Raw genomic sequence first — 20,141 nt, forward strand, 5'->3', positions numbered from 1 at the left:
GCATAACCCAACCCGAAGGACACAAAACGATTACACCACTCCACAGTACTTGACCTGAGCAAGAGCACGTTCTACAGTTGACGCATAAGTTCAAGGAGGTTCGCATGACCGCTTACGACCACTCGTCGGGGTACACCTACGGCACCGATGCCGTCCCCACGTCTCCGCTCACACTCGAGGATCTACGCCAGATTGAGGCCGCCGCGCACGTCCAGCCCGGTGACGCAGAGCTGCTCGCGCGAGCAGAACCCATCCTGGCGCCGCATGCCATGGAAATGGTCGACACGTGGCGCGGGATTTTGGCTCAAAAGACCTACCTGGCAGCACATTCCGCGCATCCGGATGGACAGCCGAACCCCGAGTACGCGCAGGCGTCAAAGCCCCGATTCGCCCAGTGGATCATCGACATGTGCACGCGCGAGCGGGATCAGGCGTGGTTGGACTACCAGTACCTGATCGGAGCTCGACACATGACCGCGGCGAAGAACGCGGCGGATGGGGCGGACTCGACGCCATTCGTGCCTCTGCGCTACGTGCTCGCCTTCATCGCGCCGACTGTGGAGGTCGGGCACCGTCTCCTGGCGGAGGGCTTCGAGGGCGCAGAACTGGACGCTGTCCGTGACGCGTGGACTCGCGCTGTGACTGTCGCCGTGACAGTGTGGGCGTATGCCTACCGCGATCACCCCGAGCAATTCTGATCCGGCGCTCGCCACCTACGACTCCCCCATCGGCCGCCTCACGCTTGATAGCGGTGTATTCGTCTTTCGCACTCTCTGACTGCTCTCCCTGGAAGCCTCAGTGGCTTCCAGGGAGAGCTTTCTTTCTGGGTTATAGGACACTACGTGTTGCTGGTTGGGTGACTTTTCGGCTTTCTGGTGCGGGAAAGTCACTCTTTCAGTTGGTCGTGTTTGCCTCGTTCCTGTGAATACTGCATCGTGCTCTGTGTGTGGCTGCCCCATGATCCGTCACGGTAAGAAGTCAACAGGAGGTCCTTTGAAGATCGCGGTGGTAGAAGTCCGCTCATCATCAAGGACCTCGACCTCTACCCACAACCCCCGACCAATACCTGGTCACCCACACTCAACTCGGAAGAGCCGGAAATAGCCTTCGTGATAGCGGAATAAAACGAAGGTGTGGAACTTGCAAGGACCGATCTCAAACTGGGATTCGATAGAACAGTTTAGCAAACGCTGACTTCGCTTTGCCGTCACTTGGAAACCTATCCGTTGGAAGTGCAGCTATCCTCACATACGCTTTTCCAAGTGAAGTATAGCTATGCACGTTTCACCGACGTTAGTAAAAACCCCGAACTTATCGCAGCCAACAGAAACCCGGTAGAAAATATATAGGAGCCAAAGGTGGCGCCTTTTAAAATCCAAGTCGTGGGAACGACAGCAAACAAGATCGGTGAGTTCGCAAAATCACCTGTGCTAATCGGAAGACCTGCCACCACAAAAAAGATGATAACAATCCATGAAACTAATGAAGTAGTCCAAAGCCGAAGCGCAAAACAGGCCAGAGGTCGCAGGTTCAAATCCTGTCCCCGCAACGGATAACTCCCGATAGCTAAGCTATCGGGAGTTTTTTTATGCCCAGAATCGACTATGCCGCCGGTTTTGGAGCCACCGGTTTTGGAGCCTTTGACTGGGTGGGTTACTGGCTGTACTGCTCCCTGGTTGTAGGGGCTACTGGCTGTGCCGCTTCCCGACTGCGTGGCTCCTGATGAGGTGGGGCCCCTGATGAGGCGGGGTCGAGTGAGACGACCCCTCATGGGGGTGGTTCAGTGGATGACAACCCCTCGTGAGGTTGCTCCTGATTCTGTTGGGCGGGCCGGCTAGGCGGGCATGGGAGCGGGGGAGTGGGACGGGCGTGAGTAATAGCCTTACCCTTCATACTCCCCTGTTGAGCTCAGTAGGGTTGCTGAGCATCGGTCCTACTGCTGCCCCTTCGGCTCCTTCTGCCTCTAGCTTGTTCCGCAATCCTGCAGCCGCAGATGAGCATCTTGCTGCCCTGTATCTCTGTGCTCGTTGATCGGAAGCGGCGGTCCCGAAATTTCTCTCTCTAGCCCTGCTGAGTTCGTCCTGTTGGGGGCCGTGTATGAGGGGGGCGTTTGGGGTCTTGGGGCAGCCCTCCGGAGGGGCCGTATTACCTCCTTGGGACGACACCCAGAATCGCGTGCTTGGGGGCTAATCAATCCTGAGGGGTTCTCTAAAAGGGTGTTTTTACCTCATACCTAAATCAGAATATGCGAGAGGTTCTCTATATTCCTCGTTGAGAAATCAGGTGATTTACCCCGGAATTTCGGGGATTTTGATGCAAAAATAGCCAAAAACCGCAAAAATTCACCTAGAAAGTGATTGTCCTCACGGTAAAACTTTAAAGCCTGAAGTCAATGTTTTTGAATAGGGGTCGAAAAACCTTCAAAACCCCCGAAAAATCAAGGTAAAACCCCTCATTCAACCATTGGTTGAACCCATGTCATTTTCTACTTAAACCTTAGCAAAAGTTTAGGCTTAAGGTTAATATTTTGCGAGGGGCCAAAAATGCCCTAAAAAACCGTTAGAAAAGGCTTTTTGACCTGGTAGCTTTGAGTACATGGTCACCGCGGTCCGCCGCTCAGGTCACCGGACTGACCCCGCTCCTTTCCATCGCATGAGGACATCCCCGCCACAAGCACGGGATGGTGATGGACAAGCCAAAGCGGTACCAAAATCACAGGCCGACCGACTATAGACCATCTATCACTCAACCACTGACGGGCGTTCCCGTCCCAGAAACACCAACAACGAGGACAACACCATGGCACTTCGCCCCCGCACCGTTAAGGCAGGCTCTCTTGCGGCTATTGCCGTACCCACCGTGCTTGGTAGCACCCTGCTGTCTCCCGCATCCGCATTCGCTCCCGTCGTGCAAGACATTCCCGGCGCCGCCGCCCAGGGTTCGCTCTTTACCGCGACTGTCCAGCCTACCCTTTCGCAGGTAGCCGTGCAGGTTCGCCAGCAGGCTGAAGCTCCCGCGACCAATCAGGTCCAGCCCATTCAGCAGACCTACACCGCTCAGGCAGCTCAGGCTACCCCCGCCACCTTCCAGTCGGCACAGGCAGCACAGACCGCGCAGGCTGCCCCGTCGGCACAGACTACCCAGGCCGCTCCCGTAGTCACCGAGGCTAAGCCCTCCCTCTCGCAGGTCGCTAACGCTCAGACCGCTCAGGTGGCACAGCCCGCCGTCGCCGGTAGCACCGTTCCGGTAACCCGTAGCAACCAGACTTTCCTGTCCTACACCTCCCCGGCAGGCACCACCTCGCAGTACCACGTGTACGCGGACGGCGTGGACTTTTCCAAGCCCGTTGGCGTGGTCTTCTACTTTGACGGTGACTACTGGCGTAACGATCAGTCCAAGGTTTACGACCCCGCCGGTGAGCTGGCTCAGATGGCTGCCTCCGCCGCGGCTCAGAACATGCTGTTTGTGCCCGTCATCTCCCCGGACACCAACCGTTATGATGCTGGCGTGACCTGGTGGGAAGATATGGAACGCAACGGCGAGTTCTTCCGTTCTTTCGCATCTGCCTTCATTGCCGCTAACGGCGTGGATTCCTCCAACGTGTGGACCATGGGCTACTCCGGTGGTGCCGAGTTCATCACATATGAGCTGAACACCAAGCCCCAGACCTGGCGCAACGGCGGCGGCTCCATCATGGTCGCTGGCGGTGGCCTGGATGAGGGTACCCCCTCCGCAGCGTTGAAGTCCCAGCCCATGTACTGGTACGCCAACGCGAACGACGGTGCCGGTGAGACCTACCCGCAGACCTGGAGCGCCCGCGGCGCCGTGGAGGGCGGTTACAATGCCTACCTGACTGCTGGCTACACCAATGCCTCCGCGACCGTACTCAACGGCTCGGGCCACTTCGACTACAACTTCTCCCAGATTCTGAGCGACTCTCTCGCCAAGAGCAAGAGTACCGCCGCACCCAAGGCTGAGCAGAAGACCGAACAGAAGTCTGAGCAGAAGCAGCAGAACACCCAGCGTGCCCGCACCATGCACTCGGGTACCTACCTGAGCTACACCTCCCCGGCGGGCACCACCTCGCAGTACCACGTGTACGCCAACAACCTGGACTACTCCAAGCCCGTCGGTGTGGTCTTCTACTTCGACGGTGACTATTGGCAGCGTGACGAGTCCAAGGTCTACACCCCCGACGAGGGTATGCTCGCCGCCATGGGTAAGATTGCGAACGCCCGCAACATGGTGTTCGTGCCGGTCATCTCCCCGGATACCAACGCATCCGGCGACGGCATCACCTGGTGGGAAGACATGGACACCAACGGTGAGTTCTTCCGCTCCTTCGCGAAGTCCTTCGTGAGCGAGAATAACCTGGACGCATCCCAGATGTGGACCATGGGCTACTCCGGCGGCGCCGAGTTCATCACCTACGAGCTGACCGATCACAACACCTCCTGGCGTCAGGGCGGCGGCTCTATCATGGTCGCCGGTGGTGACTCTGACGGTTCCGTGGATGCCGACGCAACCACCAAGGGTCTGCCCATGTACTGGTGGGTCGGCGCTAATGACACCTCCGGTAACACCAACCCCGTCACCTGGAGCGCACGAGGCGCAGTTGAGTCCGGTTACAACGCATACCTGAGCGCAGGCTTCTCTGACGCCCGCGTGAAGCTGATTGATGGATTCAGCCACCACGACTACGACCTGCCGCACATCCTGGCGTCCTCCCTGGACTTCGCCGGCAAGACCCCCGCACTGGGCTACAGCGACCTGTCCGACTCGAACCCGAACTACAACGAGATCAGCTGGAACTCTGACCACCGCATCATGCTCGGCTTCGCGGACGGCACCTTCCGCCCGAACGCATCGGTCAACCGTGCGCAGCTGGCAACCTACCTGTACCGCGTGGCTGGTCGCCCCGCTGTGAACGCACCGGCTGTTTCGCCGTTCAACGATGTTCCGGTCAACCACCCCGCGTACAAGGAGATTTACTGGCTGAGCCAGCAGGGCATCACCGGTAGCGACTTCCGTCCCCTGGAAGCCGTCACCGAGTCCACCATGGCTGAGTTCATGTACCGTGCGGCCGGCTCCCCGGCACAGGCTCAGGGCGGCTACGCGTCCCAGGCCCTGGCATGGGCTGCCTCCAACGGCATCGGTACCGGCTCGACCTCCTCGGCAGCCATCACCCGCGACGCAATGGCAGGCTACCTGTACATTTACGCGAACTAGGCTCGCACCCCTTAACGCAAAAAGAACCGCCCCGTTCCTGAGGTTCAGGAACGGGGCGGATCTTTATAGGTTTAGCTCAACGCTAGACCAGGCTTAGAAGGTCCTAGGCTTAGAGGGTCTGGGTGGGGTATTCCACGGCCAGGGGCTCCGGAGCTGCCGGAGCGTTCTTTGCCTTCAGAGCTGCCAGGCGAGCGTCCAGCTCGGTGTCGCGCTCCATCTGGTCCAGGGTGTTGAACTGAGCGTCCAGGGAGGAAGCTGCCAGCTCCTGCTGACCGATGACGCGTGCCTCTTCGCGGCGAACCTTCTCTTCGAAGCGGCTCATCTCGCTGGTCGGGTCCAGAACGTCGAACGCCTTCAGAGCGTCGTTCACCTGGGTCTGAGCTGCTGCGGTCTTCTGACGGGCGGTCAGCTCATCGCGCTTGTACTTGACCTCTTCAAGCTTGGAGCGCATCTTCTCCAGGCCGTCCTTGAGCTGGTTGACAACCTGAGTCTGAGAAGCCAGCTGAGGCTCAACAGCCTGTGCAGCCTTCTCAGCCAGCAGCTGCTTGTTCAGCGCAATCTTGGCGAGGTTGTCGAACTTGTCAGCGTTGGCAACGTCGCCAGCTGCGCGGAACTCATCAGCCTTGTTAGAAGCTGCCAGAGCCTTGGTGCCCCACTCCTGAGCGGTCTTGACGTCCTCAGCGTGGTCCTTTTCGAGCAGTCGCAGGTTGCCGATGGTCTGTGCTACTGCAGCCTCCGCCTCGCGGATGTTGTTGGTGTAGTCACGAACCATCTGGTCCAGCATCTTCTCCGGGTCCTCAGCTGCATCAATCAGAGCGTTGATGTTTGCCTTAGCGAGCTGTGCAATACGGCCGAAGATGGTCTGCTTAGCCATAATCTCCTACTTTCTGTTCACGGGCTGCGGGGGAGCACTACGCTCCTCGTGAGCCGTGCCCGTATAACTAATTATGTGGCAGATTTCTGGGTGCATGCTGTGAAAATGATGCACGCCTGATTTCTGCAACCTAAACTTTTGGTAAATTGCCTCGGGTGCTTTCCGACTGGGGAAGAAAGCGGTGAGGTAAGGCTACGCACCCCGCCGGTCAGACTGTAGAAAAACCTACAGAAACCGACCGGCAGGAACGTTAGTGGAGGGGGTTAGAAGCTGCCGCCGTCACCGCCGCCGCTACCCCAATCGCCGCCTCCGCTGAAGCCGCCGCCCCAGCTGCCGCCGCTACTACCGCCACTGCTGTGGCCACCGCTGCTACCCCAGCTACTCGTGCCGGAGTTAATAGCGGTCATCAGAGCGCCCAGCAGCAGGCCCTTCGCCAGGTCTCCACCGAAGCCGCTACCGCCGCGGTCGTTCTGGTTGTTGTAGTAGTTGCCGACCTCGCTCTGAGCGCGGTTCTGCGCGTCGGTCGCCTTCTGAATCGCCATGTTGGCTTCCTTCATGGCGTTCAGCGGATCCGAAGAAGCCAGGCGCTGAGCCTGACCCAGGTGACGCTCCGCCTCAGAGACAGCGGTCAAAGTCATCGGACCCACCGCGGCGCGGCGGTTATTGATGTAGCTACGCGCGCCGTTCACCGCAGCGTATGCGGAACGCATCGTACGATCCAGGTTCTGCGAAGCCGCGCGAGAACGCTCGCGGGTAGCACGCATATTCGTCATTGCCTTATCCAGCTCAGCGGAGAGCTGACGCAACTGGTTCGCCAGAGTCAGCGGATCATTCGGGCGAGCCGAAGCGCTCTGGTTGACCTGGTTGAGCACCGCCTCCATACCGGCGGCGACCGCACCCAAATCATCGCGACGCTGAGACGCCGCGAGGCTCTTCGCCTCAGCCACGTCACGCTGAATGCTCAGCAGGTCGGTGCTCAGACCCAGCTGAGCCTGCTCCAGCTCCTGCGCGCGGGTATTCACTGCCGCACCCAGCGCCTGAATCTGCGAGGCGGCTTCCTCAGCGGTGCGCAGGTGAGCAACCGCCTCCGAACGGGCAGTAGCAACGGTAGCCTGAGCCTTCTCAACCTCAGCAGCGCACAGCACCATGTTCGAGTCCAACAGGGTGGGAGTCTTCGAAATGGGCTCCAAGGCGCTGGGCAGGTAACGTTCCTTCAATGCGCGGTACTGGGCGGCAATCTCCTCCACCGAGGCACGCAACTGCGGCAGACGCTGAGCCAGAGCCTCAATAGCCTGCGGTGCCTCCTGCTCCAGGTTGCGCAACTGAGCCAGCTTAGCGTCCTGCTCCTGAGCAATGCGGGTGACTTCCTGAGAGTTATCAATAATCTCAGTCAACCAGGCACGCTGCTCAGCCTCAGTATCCGGGATGCTATCGGTCAGAAGCTGCTGACGCTGGAAGGACTTACGCATCAGATCCTCAGCGCGCGCAATCTCCTGAGCGAACTCGGCGACCTGCTGGTCAGTGTACTGGGCACGCGCAAACTCCAGCTCCTGCTTCGCATGGCTCATCGTGGTATCAGCCTGCAGCAGGGCGCTACCGGCGCGGGTACGCAGCTCCTCCAGCGGAACCTCGGGAATGGGGGAGTAGTTACGAGGCGCGCCGTAGGAACGCTGCGGCTGCTGCTGAGCGTTCTTCTTCTTGCGGCGGCGGTACATCGCGTAACCGCCGGCACCAACAGTCGCTGCCGCACCCACACCGAGCACACCGGTCACCACGCCAGAAGAGCTACCGCCCTTCTGAGCCTCGATACCCTCAACCGCGGCAAGAGCCGCACCCGAATAATCGCTATTCTGCAGCTTCGGCTTGATGTAGTTCTGGTACACCTTCGTCTGCTGATCGCTCGACAGGGTCTTCGTGCTACCCGCCAAGAAATACGCCTGGCGAGTCTCAGTAGCAATCACCAGCACCACATCGGCAGAACCCCAGTTGTTCTTGGTAGCCAGCGCCTTCGTCCAGCTCGAAGAAGTAGACGGGTTCTCAAACTTATCGATAACCACCACGTGCAAATCCACGTTGTGCTTCTTCGACAGAGCCGAAATCTTAGACTTCAGGGTAGCGGTATCACCCAAAGAGTTCGTGGAATCATACACGGTGGTGCCCGTAATCTGCATCGGGTCAGCAGCCTGCGCCGACGTGCTCAAAAATGCAGAACCAGCCGGCAAAACCACCGGTGCACAAGAAAGACCTGCCGCCAGCACTGTGGCACCCAAGATAGTGCGCAGGCGAGGGCGTGCGGGACGAATCTGACGCGCAAAGGCGTGCTCGGTCATGGTCTTTCCTCCGTTGTCGTGAAGTATGAACGGACCGGCACTTCACGGCGTGCTTGTTCATCGCACACCTTAGTGCTGGTCACATTATTAGTGTAGCGGTGGCACAGGGGCACAACGGCACAGATACGAGAATATTGCGCCGCTGTTTGCCACCCGTTTACCGACTTCCCAGGCTTTATACAGGAAAGCCGGTATACAGGAAAGCCGGGGTCCAGCCTCATGCCAGACCCCGGCTCACCGGTTATTCAGTCAATTAGCGCCGACGCGCAATCTTCAGATTGCTCATCAGATGCTCCACTACCTCCGCGGCGTCAACATCGTGGATACTCTGTGCTATGCCGTTCACCACCTGCACCCGCGACGACGAGGCGAACATCCAGCCCAAGAACTGCACCGTATTCAGCAACCTAGAACTGCGTTCTGCCTGCTTCCGCATCTGTGACCACAGGATTCGCGGGACCGGCACGTCACGGCCCCTATACTCCCGGGAGCTAGCGCGAGCCTCCAGAAGCTCCGCGAGCGCCTCAATATTTTCGGTCAGCTCCTTCAAATCCTCATCCCCGGCAGAGGGACCGACGTAATACCTCTCAACCAGGCTCAAAGGCATGTAGCCGCTACAGCTACTCACCCACGCCAGCTTCAACCGTAGATTCTGCAGGCGAAGCACCTGCTGCAGAAGCCGCGAATGAGTGCGCAACACCGATAGCGGCATAGAAGAGAACGCCATCGCCTCCGAAAGCAGCCCCTCGGAGAGAGCCTCCTCAGAAGATGCCTCGCTCTGATCCAAGCTACCCAGCAGAAGCTTGGTGCCCTCGTAGTGAACGAACGCCAGAACCTCGGGAACGCTCGAGAGGGAACGGATGCGCTCGCCAATGGTCGGCAAATCCTCCCCATCGGGGGCGTACTGTTCGCGCGTGTACATCAACGTCTGGATAGGTAGCTCAGCAAGGTGCGGCGAGTAATGAGCAAGCGCCCGCAAATCGGTCACGACCTCCGCCAGAACGCCGTCCTGCTCAACCTGCAGAAGCTCCTCCAGAAGCTCAATGACGGCCTGCGCCTGCAAGCTCAAGACCGTAGCGCAGAACTCCGCATCCTGAAGCTCAAGACGCACCTTCTCCAGACGCTCTTCCAGCGTGGACTGCACGCCCCTGAGCTCAAACTCGCTCAGCTGTTCCGGGCGGAGCATACGGTGCGTACCATCATCGCCGGAACGGTAGAAAAGCTCGCTGAACTCCAGCGTAGACTGCACGCCCTTCAACGCCCGCTCTCGCAACTCGGGCAGAACATCAAAGGCGACTTCGGCCATCTCATTCCAGAGCTTGCCCTCATCAATTTTCGAATCCTTACGAACAGTCTTCTTCCAGGCCTCAGCAAGCTGCATAGCGCGGTCAAATTCGCTCAGCTCCACAAAAGCCGCCAGCTTCTGGGCGCTCTCACGCAGATAACGCACCGCGTACAGGCGGTCGCTCAAAGAATCCGGGAGGGCATCCTCCAGCAGACGCCACCGGAAGGTACGCTCAAAGCACTCTTCCGTCAGGCTAATGACGGTGGCGCTCAAAGAGAGCGCGTGGTCACGGGCAAAAGCGAAAGAACCCGGCACCTCCGCCAGACGAGGAAGGGACGTATAGAACTCCAACGCCCCGCTCAGCTTCAGCCGAGACGTCCGGATGGTCTCTTCCAGCCCGGCGGCAAGTACCGCGCGGTCAGCCTGTGCCGTCTCCTTGAAACTGTGCAGCGGAGAAACCTGCGCACGCTCCAGCGCCTGCAGGTTCATTACCGCACGCATGAGGTAGTTCTCCAGAATCCTGACCTGCTCCCAGCGCTGACGCTGATTCAGCGGAACATGATTCTCCTGCGTACCGACCAGCAGATGCTGCGGCACACCGCTAATCGACGGCAGCGCAAAGACTTCATCCTCAGATTTACTGGCAGAAAGCACCATGGGGTAGCGGCTGCGCTGTGCGTTCTCTAGAGGGGGAATGAGCTTGAAGTTGGTGCTCAAAGAGAATGGGTCGGAGGGTGCCGAGTTACTCTTGGGAGTCTGCTGGGCGGCCTCCTGTTGCGGGCGCTTTTCAGGCTGCGCCGGGGTGTTCTGGGGCATGCTCTGTTGCTCCTGGCTTTCTGCTGAATGGTTCTGCACCGAAGGGGTCTGCGCCGAAGAACCGGAGGCACCGCCCGCCTGCATCGGCTCCAGCGGGGACGGCGCCGCCACCGGCTGAGGAGGCTGAGGTGAGGCAGGCTGAGGCGAGGGCGCCTGAGTCTGCTGTGCCTGAGCCTGTTGAGCTTCGACAGCCTGATCCTGCTGGGGGAGCGGGGACTGTGCCGGGCTCTGTGCCGGCTGCTGAACGCTACTGCCGGGCTGTGCCGGCTTCGGCTGGTAGTGCATCGGGTAGCTCACCGCGCCCTGCACCTGCTGAGGGGGTACTTGCTGATTGGGCGCTTGCTGAGGCGGTACCTGCTGATTCATCGCCTGATTCTGCTGCTGTTGCAACACCTGCCGTCTAATCTCACGAGCGCGACGGCGCGACGGGCTCAACGACGCAAACAACGCCACCGCCGCGCAGATCAGTACAAACAGAAGTAGCGCGTACAGGCGGGTTGCGCCGTCCAGCGAAGATGCCACCGCCGGTAGGGTCGGCAACGCGCCAAGAAGAGCGAAAACAGCAGAAATAATCCTCATAACTTCACCATAACCCAGCTGTCCCCTGAACGCCCGCGGTACCGTTGCCTTACCGCATACTAAAAGGGAAGTAGCCGGGGTGCCGGGTACTCTCCGCCAGTGCTTTCCGCCAGCGCCTCCCGCACCCGCGTCACAGTTAAAAGACGATGCGGCGCAAGCCCTCATGCAGGGGCTCACGCCGCATCAATCATCACTCAACTCACTATCACACCCGGGCCGGTCCTCACACCGACCCTTCGGGACATACTGGGGATTCTCGCCCCTCCGGTGCAGGGCTCTCATCTCCGCCCCGGAAAACTATCAAACTTTATGCGCTACCTACCGGCGGTCAATGCGTGGGTGGCAAGCGGCTGCGCCAGCTCGGAGGCCTTCTCTGCACGATGACGGCGGTACACCATTCCCGAGCAACAAGCCACAATACCCGCACCGATACCGATGGAGCTTGCCAAGACCGCACAGAAAATCAGGGTTCCGATCATCATGGGTTTCTCCTCGTGTTTGTCCTTTGCATTGGTTTTCGTTCCTATGTGTCTTCAACATTACGGACCGACTCTGTGCTGAAGCTGTGTATGCGGACGCATCATGCTGTGTAAACCGTGGAGAAAAACTGGGCGCTTTAAAAGAGAAGCCTGAGAGCGACGAAAAAATAGCAACAAAGCCCCAAAATAAACCAGCTGCCGGGTGAATCGCCGAGTACCTCAGACCGGCTAATCGGTACCAAATGAAGGGGGATGAGAAAAATTCCCAGGGAACTCCCCGAAAACCAACAGCGAAAAGATATCGAACGCCCTAAAACACCCTCTACAGTAGAAAGATAGCGTGCGCCCAGGGTGACGCATACGCACGACTTCTAGGAGAACTCATGACTCAAAACAACGGATGGTCTTACGGCGGCAATGACGGCGTCACGGACGCAACCCGTCCCATGCAGAACGTGAACGGACAGACAGGCTACCAGTCCGCAAACCAGCAGCAGGGTCAGAACGCATACCCGCAGGCATATGCTTCTCCCGGCTACACCTACCCCCAGGCAGCTGCCGCTCAGGTTGCTGCGGCACAGTCTGCGCCCCAAGACACCAACAATAACAAGCGTTACGGCGCAGGTGTTGTGCTCACCGCAGCTCTGCTCGCAGCCCTCGTTGGCGGCGGCGTCGGTGCGGGCGTCGGAGGCGGCATCGCGGCATCGAACAACAGCTCCTCCAGCTCCTCCTCCCGCGGTTCCGTTAGCTCCAATATCAGCAACTCCTCCACCGTGGCAGGCGTAGCAGAAACCGCGAAGAAGGTCCTGCCCTCTACCGTGACTATTGTTGCTTCGAACGGTTCCTCCTCCGGCGGCGGTAGTGGCGTCATCCTCGACAAGGAAGGCCACATCCTCACCAACCACCACGTGGTCACCCTCGAATCTTCCAGGGAAGCATCCACCATTGAGGTGCGTCTGAGCGATGGCACCGTGCGCACCGCATCCGTGGTGGGCCTGGACGCAGCCGCTGACCTGGCGGTCCTGAAGATTAGCCCCTCCGGCCTGGACCTGCAGCCCATCGCCTGGGGCGACTCCTCCAAGCTGGTCTCCGGCGAGGCCGTGGTTGCCCTCGGCGCGCCGTATCGCCGTAGCGAATCGGTGACCGCCGGCGTAGTCTCGAACGTCAACCGTGTGCAGCCCGCTGACGCAAAGGGCCAGAACTACATCCCCATGATTCAGGTTGATGTGCCCATCAACCACGGTAACTCCGGTGGCCCGCTGGTGAACCTCAAGGGCGAACTGGTCGGCATCAACGCACAGGGCCAGGCAAGCCAGGACGGTGGTGCCGCTGACGGTATGGCGTTCTCCATTACCTCCAACTACGCCAAGCGAATCTCCTCCGAGATCATCGCCAAGGGCAAAGCAACCCACGGCTACCTGGGCGCGAGCGTGAAGAACAGCCCCGCAGACACCGGTTCGGGCTCCTCCAAGCTCATCCCCGGTGGCGTTGAAATTGCCTCGGTGGAGTCTAATAGCCCCGCCGCAAAGGCAGGTCTGCGCTCCGGTGACGTAGTGATTGAAGCCGACGGTCACGCCGTGAACAAGAGCGAAGAGCTCAACGGTACCGTTCGTGCCGCGGCGGCAGGCTTCGACCTGAAGCTGAAGGTTAAGCGCGGCTCCTCCACCCAGGACATCACCGTGACCCTGGGCGACGCCGACAGTCAGAAGTAAATAGCCAGAAGTAAAACGCGCTCTGCCTCTGAACGGGTAGAAACGCGGTTGGGCAACACCCGCTCAGCCGACTCTACCGTTCAGCAGGACTAACCGCTCAGCAAGAGTGCCACCTGGCGTAACGAAGAAGCTCCCACCCCGTATCTGGGATGGGAGCTTCTTGCGTTAGTACAGCAAACTGTATTGGTGTTGCAGATAGGGGCGGGTTAGGCGCCCTCGAGAACCTCGCCCACGCGCTTCTGTAAAGCCGGGGCAACCTCCTGCTCGAACCACGGGTTCTTCGCCTGCCACCTAAAATTCAGCGGCGAAGGATGCACCAGCGGCAGGAACCGCGGAAGGTAAGACTCCCACGCGCGAACCGTCTCCGTCAGGTTCTTCTGCGCCTTCGGGGCGTGCACACCATCCAGGTAATGCTTCTGAGAGTATGCGCCCACCAGCAGAATCAGCTGAACATCCGGCATGAGCGTAAGCAACTGCGGATGCCACTTCGGCGCGAAATCCTTACGAGGCGGGTTATCGCCGTGCGCGCCCTTACCGGGATAGTAGAAATCCATCGGCAGCAGCGAAATGAGCTCGGGGTTGTAGAACTGCTCGTCCGTCACGCCCATCCACTGTCGTAGCTTCTCGCCACTCGGGTCGTTCCACGGGATGCGGCTCTCCTGCGCGGCACGCCCAGGCGCCTGACCAATCACCACGATGCGCGCCTTGGGCGAGGCCGAATAAACCGGCTCCCAGCCCTGCTCCGTGTACGCCTTATTCTGCGGGTCCTGGCGAATCTGCTCCGCCAGGGGAGGGGTAGTTTCCAGAATCTGCTGAACCAGAGGCTCCGGCAGATTATGGTGTGCTGCAGCCATGTTAGATGGCGCCTCCCTCAAAACCGTTCTGACGCCACGCCTCAAAAATCGCAATGGACGCGGAGTTCGCCAGGTTCAGCGAACGGCGGCCCGGCTTCATCGGAATCTTTACGCGCTCGGTCACGTGCGGGTCCTGCTGAACCTCGGCGGGCAGACCCACCGACTCGGGGCCGAACATGAACACATCACCGGGGCGGTACTCGATGTCCGCATACGAGGTCGAAGCGGTCGTCGTGAACGCGAAAACACGCTCCGGGGCGAGCGCCTCCCACGCGTCCTCGAGGGTCTCGTGCACGGTCACCACGGCGAGGTCGTGGTAGTCCAGACCGGCACGGCGCAGGTGCGCGTCATCAAAGTTGAAGCCCAGCGGCTTGACCAGGTGCAGCTCAGCGCCGGTAATCGCCGACAAACGAATCGCATTACCGGTATTACCCGGAATTTCAGGGGTATAGAAAAGAATCTTGAACACGTTCCTAAGTGTACCGCGCAGCCCCTGAGCGTCCCCTGATCAGCTCCGAGCAGCCCGGCGGAGTCCCCGAATAGCCCGGCGGAGTAGCACCCACTGACCCCGCCGCAGGTGAACACACCTAGAAGAGCCCGGACAGGGCGCGATAAAATAAGCGAGGCGAAAAACCGCCGAACAACCCAGCAGGAGGAACCATGAGCGCAGAAACCAACCGTCAGAACGGCCGCGTCTACCTCGACCACGCCGCCACCACCGACGTACTGCCCGCCGCCATCGACGCCATGGTCGAACAGATGCGCAACGGCGGCAACCCCTCCTCCCTGCACGCCGTAGGACGCGACGCCCGCGCCACCGTCGAGTACGCCCGCGAACGCATCGCCCGCGCCATTGGCGCCGACCCCGCCGAGGTTATTTTCACCTCCGGCGGCACCGAGGCGGACAACCTCGCCGTCAAGGGTATCTACTGGAAGCGCCGCGAAGAAGACCCGCAGCGCACCCGAATTCTCGTCTCCTCCATTGAGCATCATGCGGTGGAAGAAACCTGCGAATGGCTCGAAAAGGCAGAAGGCGCACAGCTCGAATGGATCCCCGTGGACGAGTACGGCAGCGTCAACCCGCAGACCGTTCGCGAGCTCATCGAAAAGAACCCCGAAGACGTTGCGCTCGTGACCGTCATGTGGGCGAACAACGAGGTCGGCACCGTACAGCCCATCCCCGAAATTGCCGCTATCGCCGCTGAATACGGTATTCCCGTGCACTCGGATGCGGTGCAGGCGTTCGGCGCGGTGCCCATCGACTTCCACACCAGTGGCGTGGCGACCCTCGCGATTTCTGGCCACAAGATTGGTGGCCCCATGGGTATTGGCGCGCTGGTCGCAACCCGCGCCGTGCAACTGACCCCCGTGCTCCATGGAGGCGGCCAGGAACGCTCCGTGCGTTCCGGAACCATCGACGCACCCGCCATCGCGGGCTTCGCGGAAGCCGCCGTGCACTCGGTCGAGAACCTCCCCGAGGAATCCGCCCGCATCGCCGCCCTACGCAACGAGCTCGTCGCGGCAATTAGCGCACTCATCCCGCAGGCACACCTGAGCGGCGAAAACCCGCTCACCGAAGAATACCCCGGCCAGAAGCGCCTGCCCGGCAATGCCCACTTCACCTTCGAAAACGCCGAAGGCGACACCTTGCTCTTCCTGCTGGACATGCAGGGCATCAGCAGTTCCACCGGCTCCGCCTGCAACGCCGGGGTGACCCGCCCCTCCCACGTGCTCATGGCAATGGGCATGGACGAAGACACCGCCCGTAGCGCCCAGCGCTTCACCCTCGGCCACTCCACCACCGGAGCCGATATTGCGCGCCTCATCGCGGCACTACCCGCCGCCTACGAACAGGCTGCAAAGGCGGGACTGTCTTCGCAACTTCCCGACGCCTCCCGCTGGCACTAGAAACCCAGAAGAGAAGATACCGAACCGCCCTCAGCCTGCAATCTCAGCGTTCGCTGAGGGCTGGCTGAGGGTGCACTGCCCAATATCCCGCCGAGCCCCTGCGTACAATGGGTAGCTACAGTAACGGAAAGTCCGCCCGCACACAGGGCACGCTCCGAACGTTCCTAGAAGCTCAACAGAACAGAAGGATAGGCAGTGAAAATTCTTGCAGCTATGAGTGGCGGCGTTGACTCCGCAGTCGCCGCAGCCCGTGCCGTAGAAGCAGGACACGAAGTAGTCGGCGTTCACCTAGCCCTATCCCGCATGCCCGGCACCCTACGCACCGGCTCCCGCGGCTGCTGCACCCTCGAAGACTCCATGGACGCCCGCCGCGTCTGCTCCCAGCTGGGCATCCCCTTCTTCGTCTGGGACTTCTCCGAACGCTTCAAAGAAGACGTCGTCGACGACTTTATCTCCGAATACGAAGCCGGACGAACCCCCAACCCCTGCATGCGCTGCAACGAAAAGATCAAGTTCGCCGCGCTACTCGAACGCGCCCTCGCCCTCGGCTTCGACGCCGTGGTGACCGGCCACTACGCCCGCGTCATCACCACCGAAGACGGCAACCGCGAACTGCACCGCGCCGCCGACTGGGCTAAAGACCAGTCCTACGTGCTCGGCGTGCTCACCCACGAACAGCTCAAGCACGCCTGGTTCCCCTTGGCTGACACCCCCTCCAAGGCACAGGTGCGTGCGGAGGCGGCAGAGCGCGGCTTCTCCGTGGCGAAGAAGCCGGACTCCTACGACATCTGCTTCATCCCCGAAGGTGATACCCGCGCCTGGCTGGGCGACCACATCACAATGCGCTCCGGCCTCATCAAGGACACCCACGGCGAGGTACTCGGCGAGCACCCTGGCGCGCAGGCGTACACCGTGGGCCAGCGCAAGGGCCTGGCGCTGGGCCGCCCCGCCGCCGACGGCAAGCCTCGCTTCGTGCTTGAGGTGCGCCCCAAGGAAAATGAAGTCATCGTCGGCTCCCGCGAGCTACTTGCCGTGCACGAAATCCGCGGTATCCGCGCCACCTGGGCGGGTGTCCCCGTGGAACAGGCGGCACGTTTCCTGGAAGAGCCCGCACAGCTGGGCGCCCGCAGCGAAGAGTTCGAGGTGACCGCACAGGTGCGCGCGCACGCCGACCCGGTCCGCGCCAAGGCGTACATGACCTGGGCACCCGACCCCGAAGCTGAAGAAGAAGGCGCGCTGCGCCTGGAAACCGTAGTGCGCCTCCTGGATCCGCTCTCCGGTGTGGCACCGGGGCAGACCATGGTGCTCTACCAGGGCACCCGCGTGCTGGGCCAGTCCACCATCGCCCGCGCCTACTCGCTGGACCGCGAAGACATTCAGGAAACCCTGTCTGCCGGCGCCTCAACCAGCACCGAATAGTTGCACCGAGTAGTTGCGCCACGGCTGATCCCCGACAGCTGCACTAACATCTTGCGTGAGCGGAACACGCAGAAGACCATATTTGATCCGAGGAGAAACCGATGACCCCCGAAAACACTTCCTGCGAATTTGACCCCCACGCAACCTCCATGGGCGATGAAGTCGCACCGGAGGTCTACGAGGAGCTCTTCGCCATGCGCCGCTCCATCGACAACTTCGATGCAGCGCTGGTGCACATCCTCGCGGAGCGTTTTCAGGCGACCAAGCGCGTGGGCATCCTGAAGGCTAAGCACAACCTGCCCGCTGGCGATCCTGGCCGTGAAGAGGCACAGATTGCTCGCCTGCGTGCCATGGCGAAGGAATCCAGCCTCGACCCGGAATTCGCGGAGAAGTTCCTGAACTTTATTATTTCCGAGGTGATTCGCCACCACGTGCGCATCGCAAACGAGCAGGCCGAACAAGACGGCGAGGCAACTGAAGCCGAGAAGTCCGAAGGCTAGTACCGCGCTACTTTCACGTCATTGCGTTTGAACCTGTACGCTATCTGACCCCTCTGGATAAACCCCTATGCCCGCTCAATCTTCCAACCGCTATGCCGTACGCACCGAACCGGTGCCGGAGCGCCTACTACTGCCCGGTGAGTACCGCGCCCCCGAAGGGGACGAACTGACCGAACAGGACCTCGCCGCGCTCGCTACGGAGCGTCCGCTGGTGCGCGCCAGCGGTCTGGGCGATTTTCCCGGCGACGATTTGGGCGAAGCAATGTCTCGAGTGGAAGGGGAGCTGGGTGCCCCGCACCTGCCGTTCTTGCCGCATCTGCCGGCGCTAGGCTGGCGGAGTACTCCTCTGGCACGCACCCTGGCGGTGTGCGAGGGACTTGCCTTTGACGGTGCCTCGTTTGGCTGGCGCATGGTGCATAGCGGTGGCAGGGGAGCACGCGAGTCTGCCTTGGCACAGGACCGTCTGCTCTCGGATATCAATCTTCTCGCTGACCGTGTGGGCACGCAGAAGAAAAGGTTCACTTCCGGTGTTGAGGGTTCCGCTGCGGTGTATAAGATTCAGCTGGTCGGTCCGCTGACTCTTGCCGCGAGCATCTACCTGCCCGGCGGTGAGCGTGCCATTAGTGATGCAGGGGCGAGCCGTGACCTGCTGGAGTCGTTCCTGGAAGGCCTGGAGCGTTGGGCGGAGTCTCTGCGTGAGGCTCTGCAAGCTCCGCGGGCGCTGATTGCCGTGCAGCTGGATGAATCCGAATTTCAGCGTCTGATGGAGGGGGCCATCCCTACGGTGAGTGGCTTCCGCTCCCTGTCGGCGTTGCAACCTCACTACTATCAGCAGGTGTACCGCCGTATCTCGGAGCGTTTCGCCGAGCTGAATCTGCAGCTCATCCTGGACGTGGATGGCACCGCGCTTAAACCTGTGCAGGAGCTGAAGCTGCTGAGCCAGTCCCGCCCTGCCCTTGATGCGTTGGCCCTTGTGAAGGCGATGCGTGTTGAGGACGGCGCTCCCTGCGCTTTGCTGTTGCATCCTGATCGCGCCCGCCTCAAAGGGCCCGGCACGCTGCAGGTTCCGCCGCTGAGCGACCCTCGTTCCTGGGAGCCCGTCGCGCAGCTTCTGGATGCACAGACCCAGCTGTGGCTGCCGGTGGTGACTTCTGCACGGGTTCCTGATCAGGTGCACCGCCTGTACAGCCTGTGGCGTGAGGTTGGTCTTGAATCTGCCCAGCTGAGCGCGGTGGGTTTGATGCCTGATGAGCGTATTCAGCGGGGTTCCGCGTCTGCTGGGGCGGCTTCGGGTACGGTGAGTGTGCTGGATGCCACGGCTTCCCTGGCTCGTGTGACAGAGTGTGCCCGTGCTTTGGCTGAGCGCGCGGTATGATTAGAGAATCAGCATTTTTATGTAAGTATTTACGACATTTCTTTAGGGAGGTACTGTGAGCGCTAGCGATGCACACACCATTTTGGTGGTTGATGATGATGATGCTCTGGCGGAAATGATTGGCCTCGTGCTCGCGCAGGAGGGTTTCAACGCCGTTTTTTGCGAAAATGGTGCACGCGCTTTTGAAACTTTTATGCGTTCCACTCCCGATTTGGTGCTTTTGGATTTGATGCTTCCTGGCATGAACGGTATTGAAGTGTGCCAGCAAATTCGTCGTTCTTCTAATGTGCCGATTATTATGTTGACCGCTAAAAGCGACACTGAAGATGTTGTTAAGGGTCTTGAGGCTGGCGCTGATGATTACATTGCTAAGCCTTTTAAGCACGCTGAATTGTTGGCGCGTATTCGTACCCGTTTGCGTCCGCGTGAGAGCCGCCAGCTGGTGGTGTCTATTGGCGATATTGTCATGGATATGGACGGCCGTACCGTCAAGTACCACAGCACTGAGGTTCCGATGACTCCTCTGGAGTTTGACCTGTTGGCTGCGCTGGTGCGCCACCCGGGTCAGGCGTTGAGCCGTCAGGAACTGCTGGATATGGTCTGGGGTTACACTGATGTGAGCGATTCGCTGGTAAACGTGCACGTCCAGCGTTTGCGCGCTAAGTTTGATGAGCTGGGTGCGGATCGTTTTATCCAGACGGTCCGTGGCGTTGGCTATAAGATTCCGACCGAGCTGGTGGGATCTTCCGGTAGCTAATCGGAACCTATTCATAGGCGAAGG

14 protein-coding genes are annotated in these 20,141 nt (G+C 60.3%); 8 read left to right on the forward strand and 6 right to left on the reverse strand.

What is annotated here, in order from left to right; translation table 11 throughout:
* The first annotated feature begins 104 nt into the window (after positions 1–104).
* Together QZ822_RS08610 and QZ822_RS08615 are read left to right on the forward strand one after the other, a co-directional pair.
* Positions 105–698 carry a protoglobin domain-containing protein gene (locus QZ822_RS08610; protein WP_005505324.1) on the forward strand — a complete coding sequence of 198 codons (594 nt, stop codon included), beginning with the start codon at positions 105–107 and terminating at the stop codon, positions 696–698.
* A 2,101-nt stretch (positions 699–2,799) separates the two neighbouring features.
* A complete protein-coding gene (locus tag QZ822_RS08615; RefSeq protein ID WP_294643979.1) occupies positions 2,800–5,229 on the forward strand; it encodes an S-layer homology domain-containing protein in 2,430 nt (809 codons plus the stop codon).
* 109 nt (positions 5,230–5,338) lie between these two features.
* Here the strand turns inward: QZ822_RS08615 and QZ822_RS08620 are convergent, their stop codons facing one another.
* The 4 genes from QZ822_RS08620 to QZ822_RS08635 form a co-directional block, all read right to left on the reverse strand.
* The gene (locus QZ822_RS08620; protein ID WP_070831539.1) at positions 5,339–6,103 is read right to left on the reverse strand and encodes a PspA/IM30 family protein; all 765 of its coding nucleotides are present in this window, start codon (positions 6,101–6,103) and stop codon (positions 5,339–5,341) included.
* Between the two features lie 263 nt (positions 6,104–6,366).
* Entirely contained in the window at positions 6,367–8,433 is a 2,067-nt protein-coding gene (locus QZ822_RS08625; protein ID WP_070831537.1) for a TPM domain-containing protein, read from the reverse strand.
* A 253-nt stretch (positions 8,434–8,686) separates the two neighbouring features.
* A complete protein-coding gene (locus QZ822_RS08630) occupies positions 8,687–11,113 on the reverse strand; it encodes a non-ribosomal peptide synthetase subunit (RefSeq protein ID WP_294643982.1) in 2,427 nt (808 codons plus the stop codon).
* 314 nt (positions 11,114–11,427) lie between these two features.
* A complete protein-coding gene (locus QZ822_RS08635) occupies positions 11,428–11,595 on the reverse strand; it encodes a hypothetical protein (RefSeq protein WP_168167599.1) in 168 nt (55 codons plus the stop codon).
* A gap of 380 nt (positions 11,596–11,975) precedes the next feature.
* On the opposite strand from QZ822_RS08635, the gene QZ822_RS08640 reads away from it, so the two are divergent.
* Complete coding sequence (locus tag QZ822_RS08640; RefSeq protein WP_294643984.1) at positions 11,976–13,304, forward strand: S1C family serine protease; 1,329 nt, start codon at positions 11,976–11,978, stop codon at positions 13,302–13,304.
* A 206-nt stretch (positions 13,305–13,510) separates the two neighbouring features.
* Here the strand turns inward: QZ822_RS08640 and QZ822_RS08645 are convergent, their stop codons facing one another.
* Both QZ822_RS08645 and QZ822_RS08650 read right to left on the reverse strand, forming a co-directional pair.
* A complete protein-coding gene (locus QZ822_RS08645; protein ID WP_294643986.1) occupies positions 13,511–14,158 on the reverse strand; it encodes a uracil-DNA glycosylase family protein in 648 nt (215 codons plus the stop codon).
* Between the two features lies 1 nt (position 14,159).
* A complete protein-coding gene (locus tag QZ822_RS08650) occupies positions 14,160–14,627 on the reverse strand; it encodes a tRNA (cytidine(34)-2'-O)-methyltransferase (protein WP_294643988.1) in 468 nt (155 codons plus the stop codon).
* A gap of 191 nt (positions 14,628–14,818) precedes the next feature.
* On the opposite strand from QZ822_RS08650, the gene QZ822_RS08655 reads away from it, so the two are divergent.
* The 5 genes from QZ822_RS08655 (at position 14,819) to mtrA (ending at position 20,117) form a co-directional block, all read left to right on the forward strand.
* Positions 14,819–16,066: a cysteine desulfurase family protein gene (locus QZ822_RS08655; protein ID WP_294643990.1), complete on the forward strand. Its 1,248-nt coding sequence runs from the start codon at positions 14,819–14,821 to the stop codon at positions 16,064–16,066.
* A 195-nt stretch (positions 16,067–16,261) separates the two neighbouring features.
* On the forward strand, positions 16,262–17,485 hold the full coding sequence (gene mnmA / locus QZ822_RS08660; protein WP_294643992.1) for a tRNA 2-thiouridine(34) synthase MnmA: 1,224 nt from the start codon (positions 16,262–16,264) through the stop codon (positions 17,483–17,485).
* A 101-nt stretch (positions 17,486–17,586) separates the two neighbouring features.
* On the forward strand, positions 17,587–17,985 hold the full coding sequence (locus QZ822_RS08665; RefSeq protein ID WP_005505356.1) for a chorismate mutase: 399 nt from the start codon (positions 17,587–17,589) through the stop codon (positions 17,983–17,985).
* Positions 17,986–18,052: 67 nt separating this feature from the next.
* Positions 18,053–19,360: a methionine synthase gene (locus tag QZ822_RS08670; protein WP_294643994.1), complete on the forward strand. Its 1,308-nt coding sequence runs from the start codon at positions 18,053–18,055 to the stop codon at positions 19,358–19,360.
* A 55-nt stretch (positions 19,361–19,415) separates the two neighbouring features.
* Entirely contained in the window at positions 19,416–20,117 is a 702-nt protein-coding gene (mtrA, locus tag QZ822_RS08675) for an MtrAB system response regulator MtrA (protein ID WP_012903206.1), read from the forward strand.
* The last annotated feature ends 24 nt before the right edge of the window (positions 20,118–20,141 follow it).

The organism is uncultured Rothia sp. (genome assembly GCF_916715725.1).
Lineage (GTDB): Bacteria > Actinomycetota > Actinomycetes > Actinomycetales > Micrococcaceae > Rothia.

Excerpts from the sequence above, each read along its gene's own strand:
- QZ822_RS08610 (WP_005505324.1), top strand. The coding sequence starts at position 105 with ATGACCGCTTACGACCACTCGTCGGGGTACACCTACGGCACCGATGCC.
- QZ822_RS08615 (WP_294643979.1), top strand. The coding sequence starts at position 2,800 with ATGGCACTTCGCCCCCGCACCGTTAAGGCAGGCTCTCTTGCGGCTATT.
- QZ822_RS08620 (WP_070831539.1), bottom strand. The coding sequence starts at position 6,103 with ATGGCTAAGCAGACCATCTTCGGCCGTATTGCACAGCTCGCTAAGGCA.
- QZ822_RS08625 (WP_070831537.1), bottom strand. The coding sequence starts at position 8,433 with ATGACCGAGCACGCCTTTGCGCGTCAGATTCGTCCCGCACGCCCTCGC.
- QZ822_RS08630 (WP_294643982.1), bottom strand. The coding sequence starts at position 11,113 with ATGAGGATTATTTCTGCTGTTTTCGCTCTTCTTGGCGCGTTGCCGACC.
- QZ822_RS08635 (WP_168167599.1), bottom strand. The coding sequence starts at position 11,595 with ATGATGATCGGAACCCTGATTTTCTGTGCGGTCTTGGCAAGCTCCATC.
- QZ822_RS08640 (WP_294643984.1), top strand. The coding sequence starts at position 11,976 with ATGACTCAAAACAACGGATGGTCTTACGGCGGCAATGACGGCGTCACG.
- QZ822_RS08645 (WP_294643986.1), bottom strand. The coding sequence starts at position 14,158 with ATGGCTGCAGCACACCATAATCTGCCGGAGCCTCTGGTTCAGCAGATT.
- QZ822_RS08655 (WP_294643990.1), top strand. The coding sequence starts at position 14,819 with ATGAGCGCAGAAACCAACCGTCAGAACGGCCGCGTCTACCTCGACCAC.
- QZ822_RS08665 (WP_005505356.1), top strand. The coding sequence starts at position 17,587 with ATGACCCCCGAAAACACTTCCTGCGAATTTGACCCCCACGCAACCTCC.
- QZ822_RS08670 (WP_294643994.1), top strand. The coding sequence starts at position 18,053 with ATGCCCGCTCAATCTTCCAACCGCTATGCCGTACGCACCGAACCGGTG.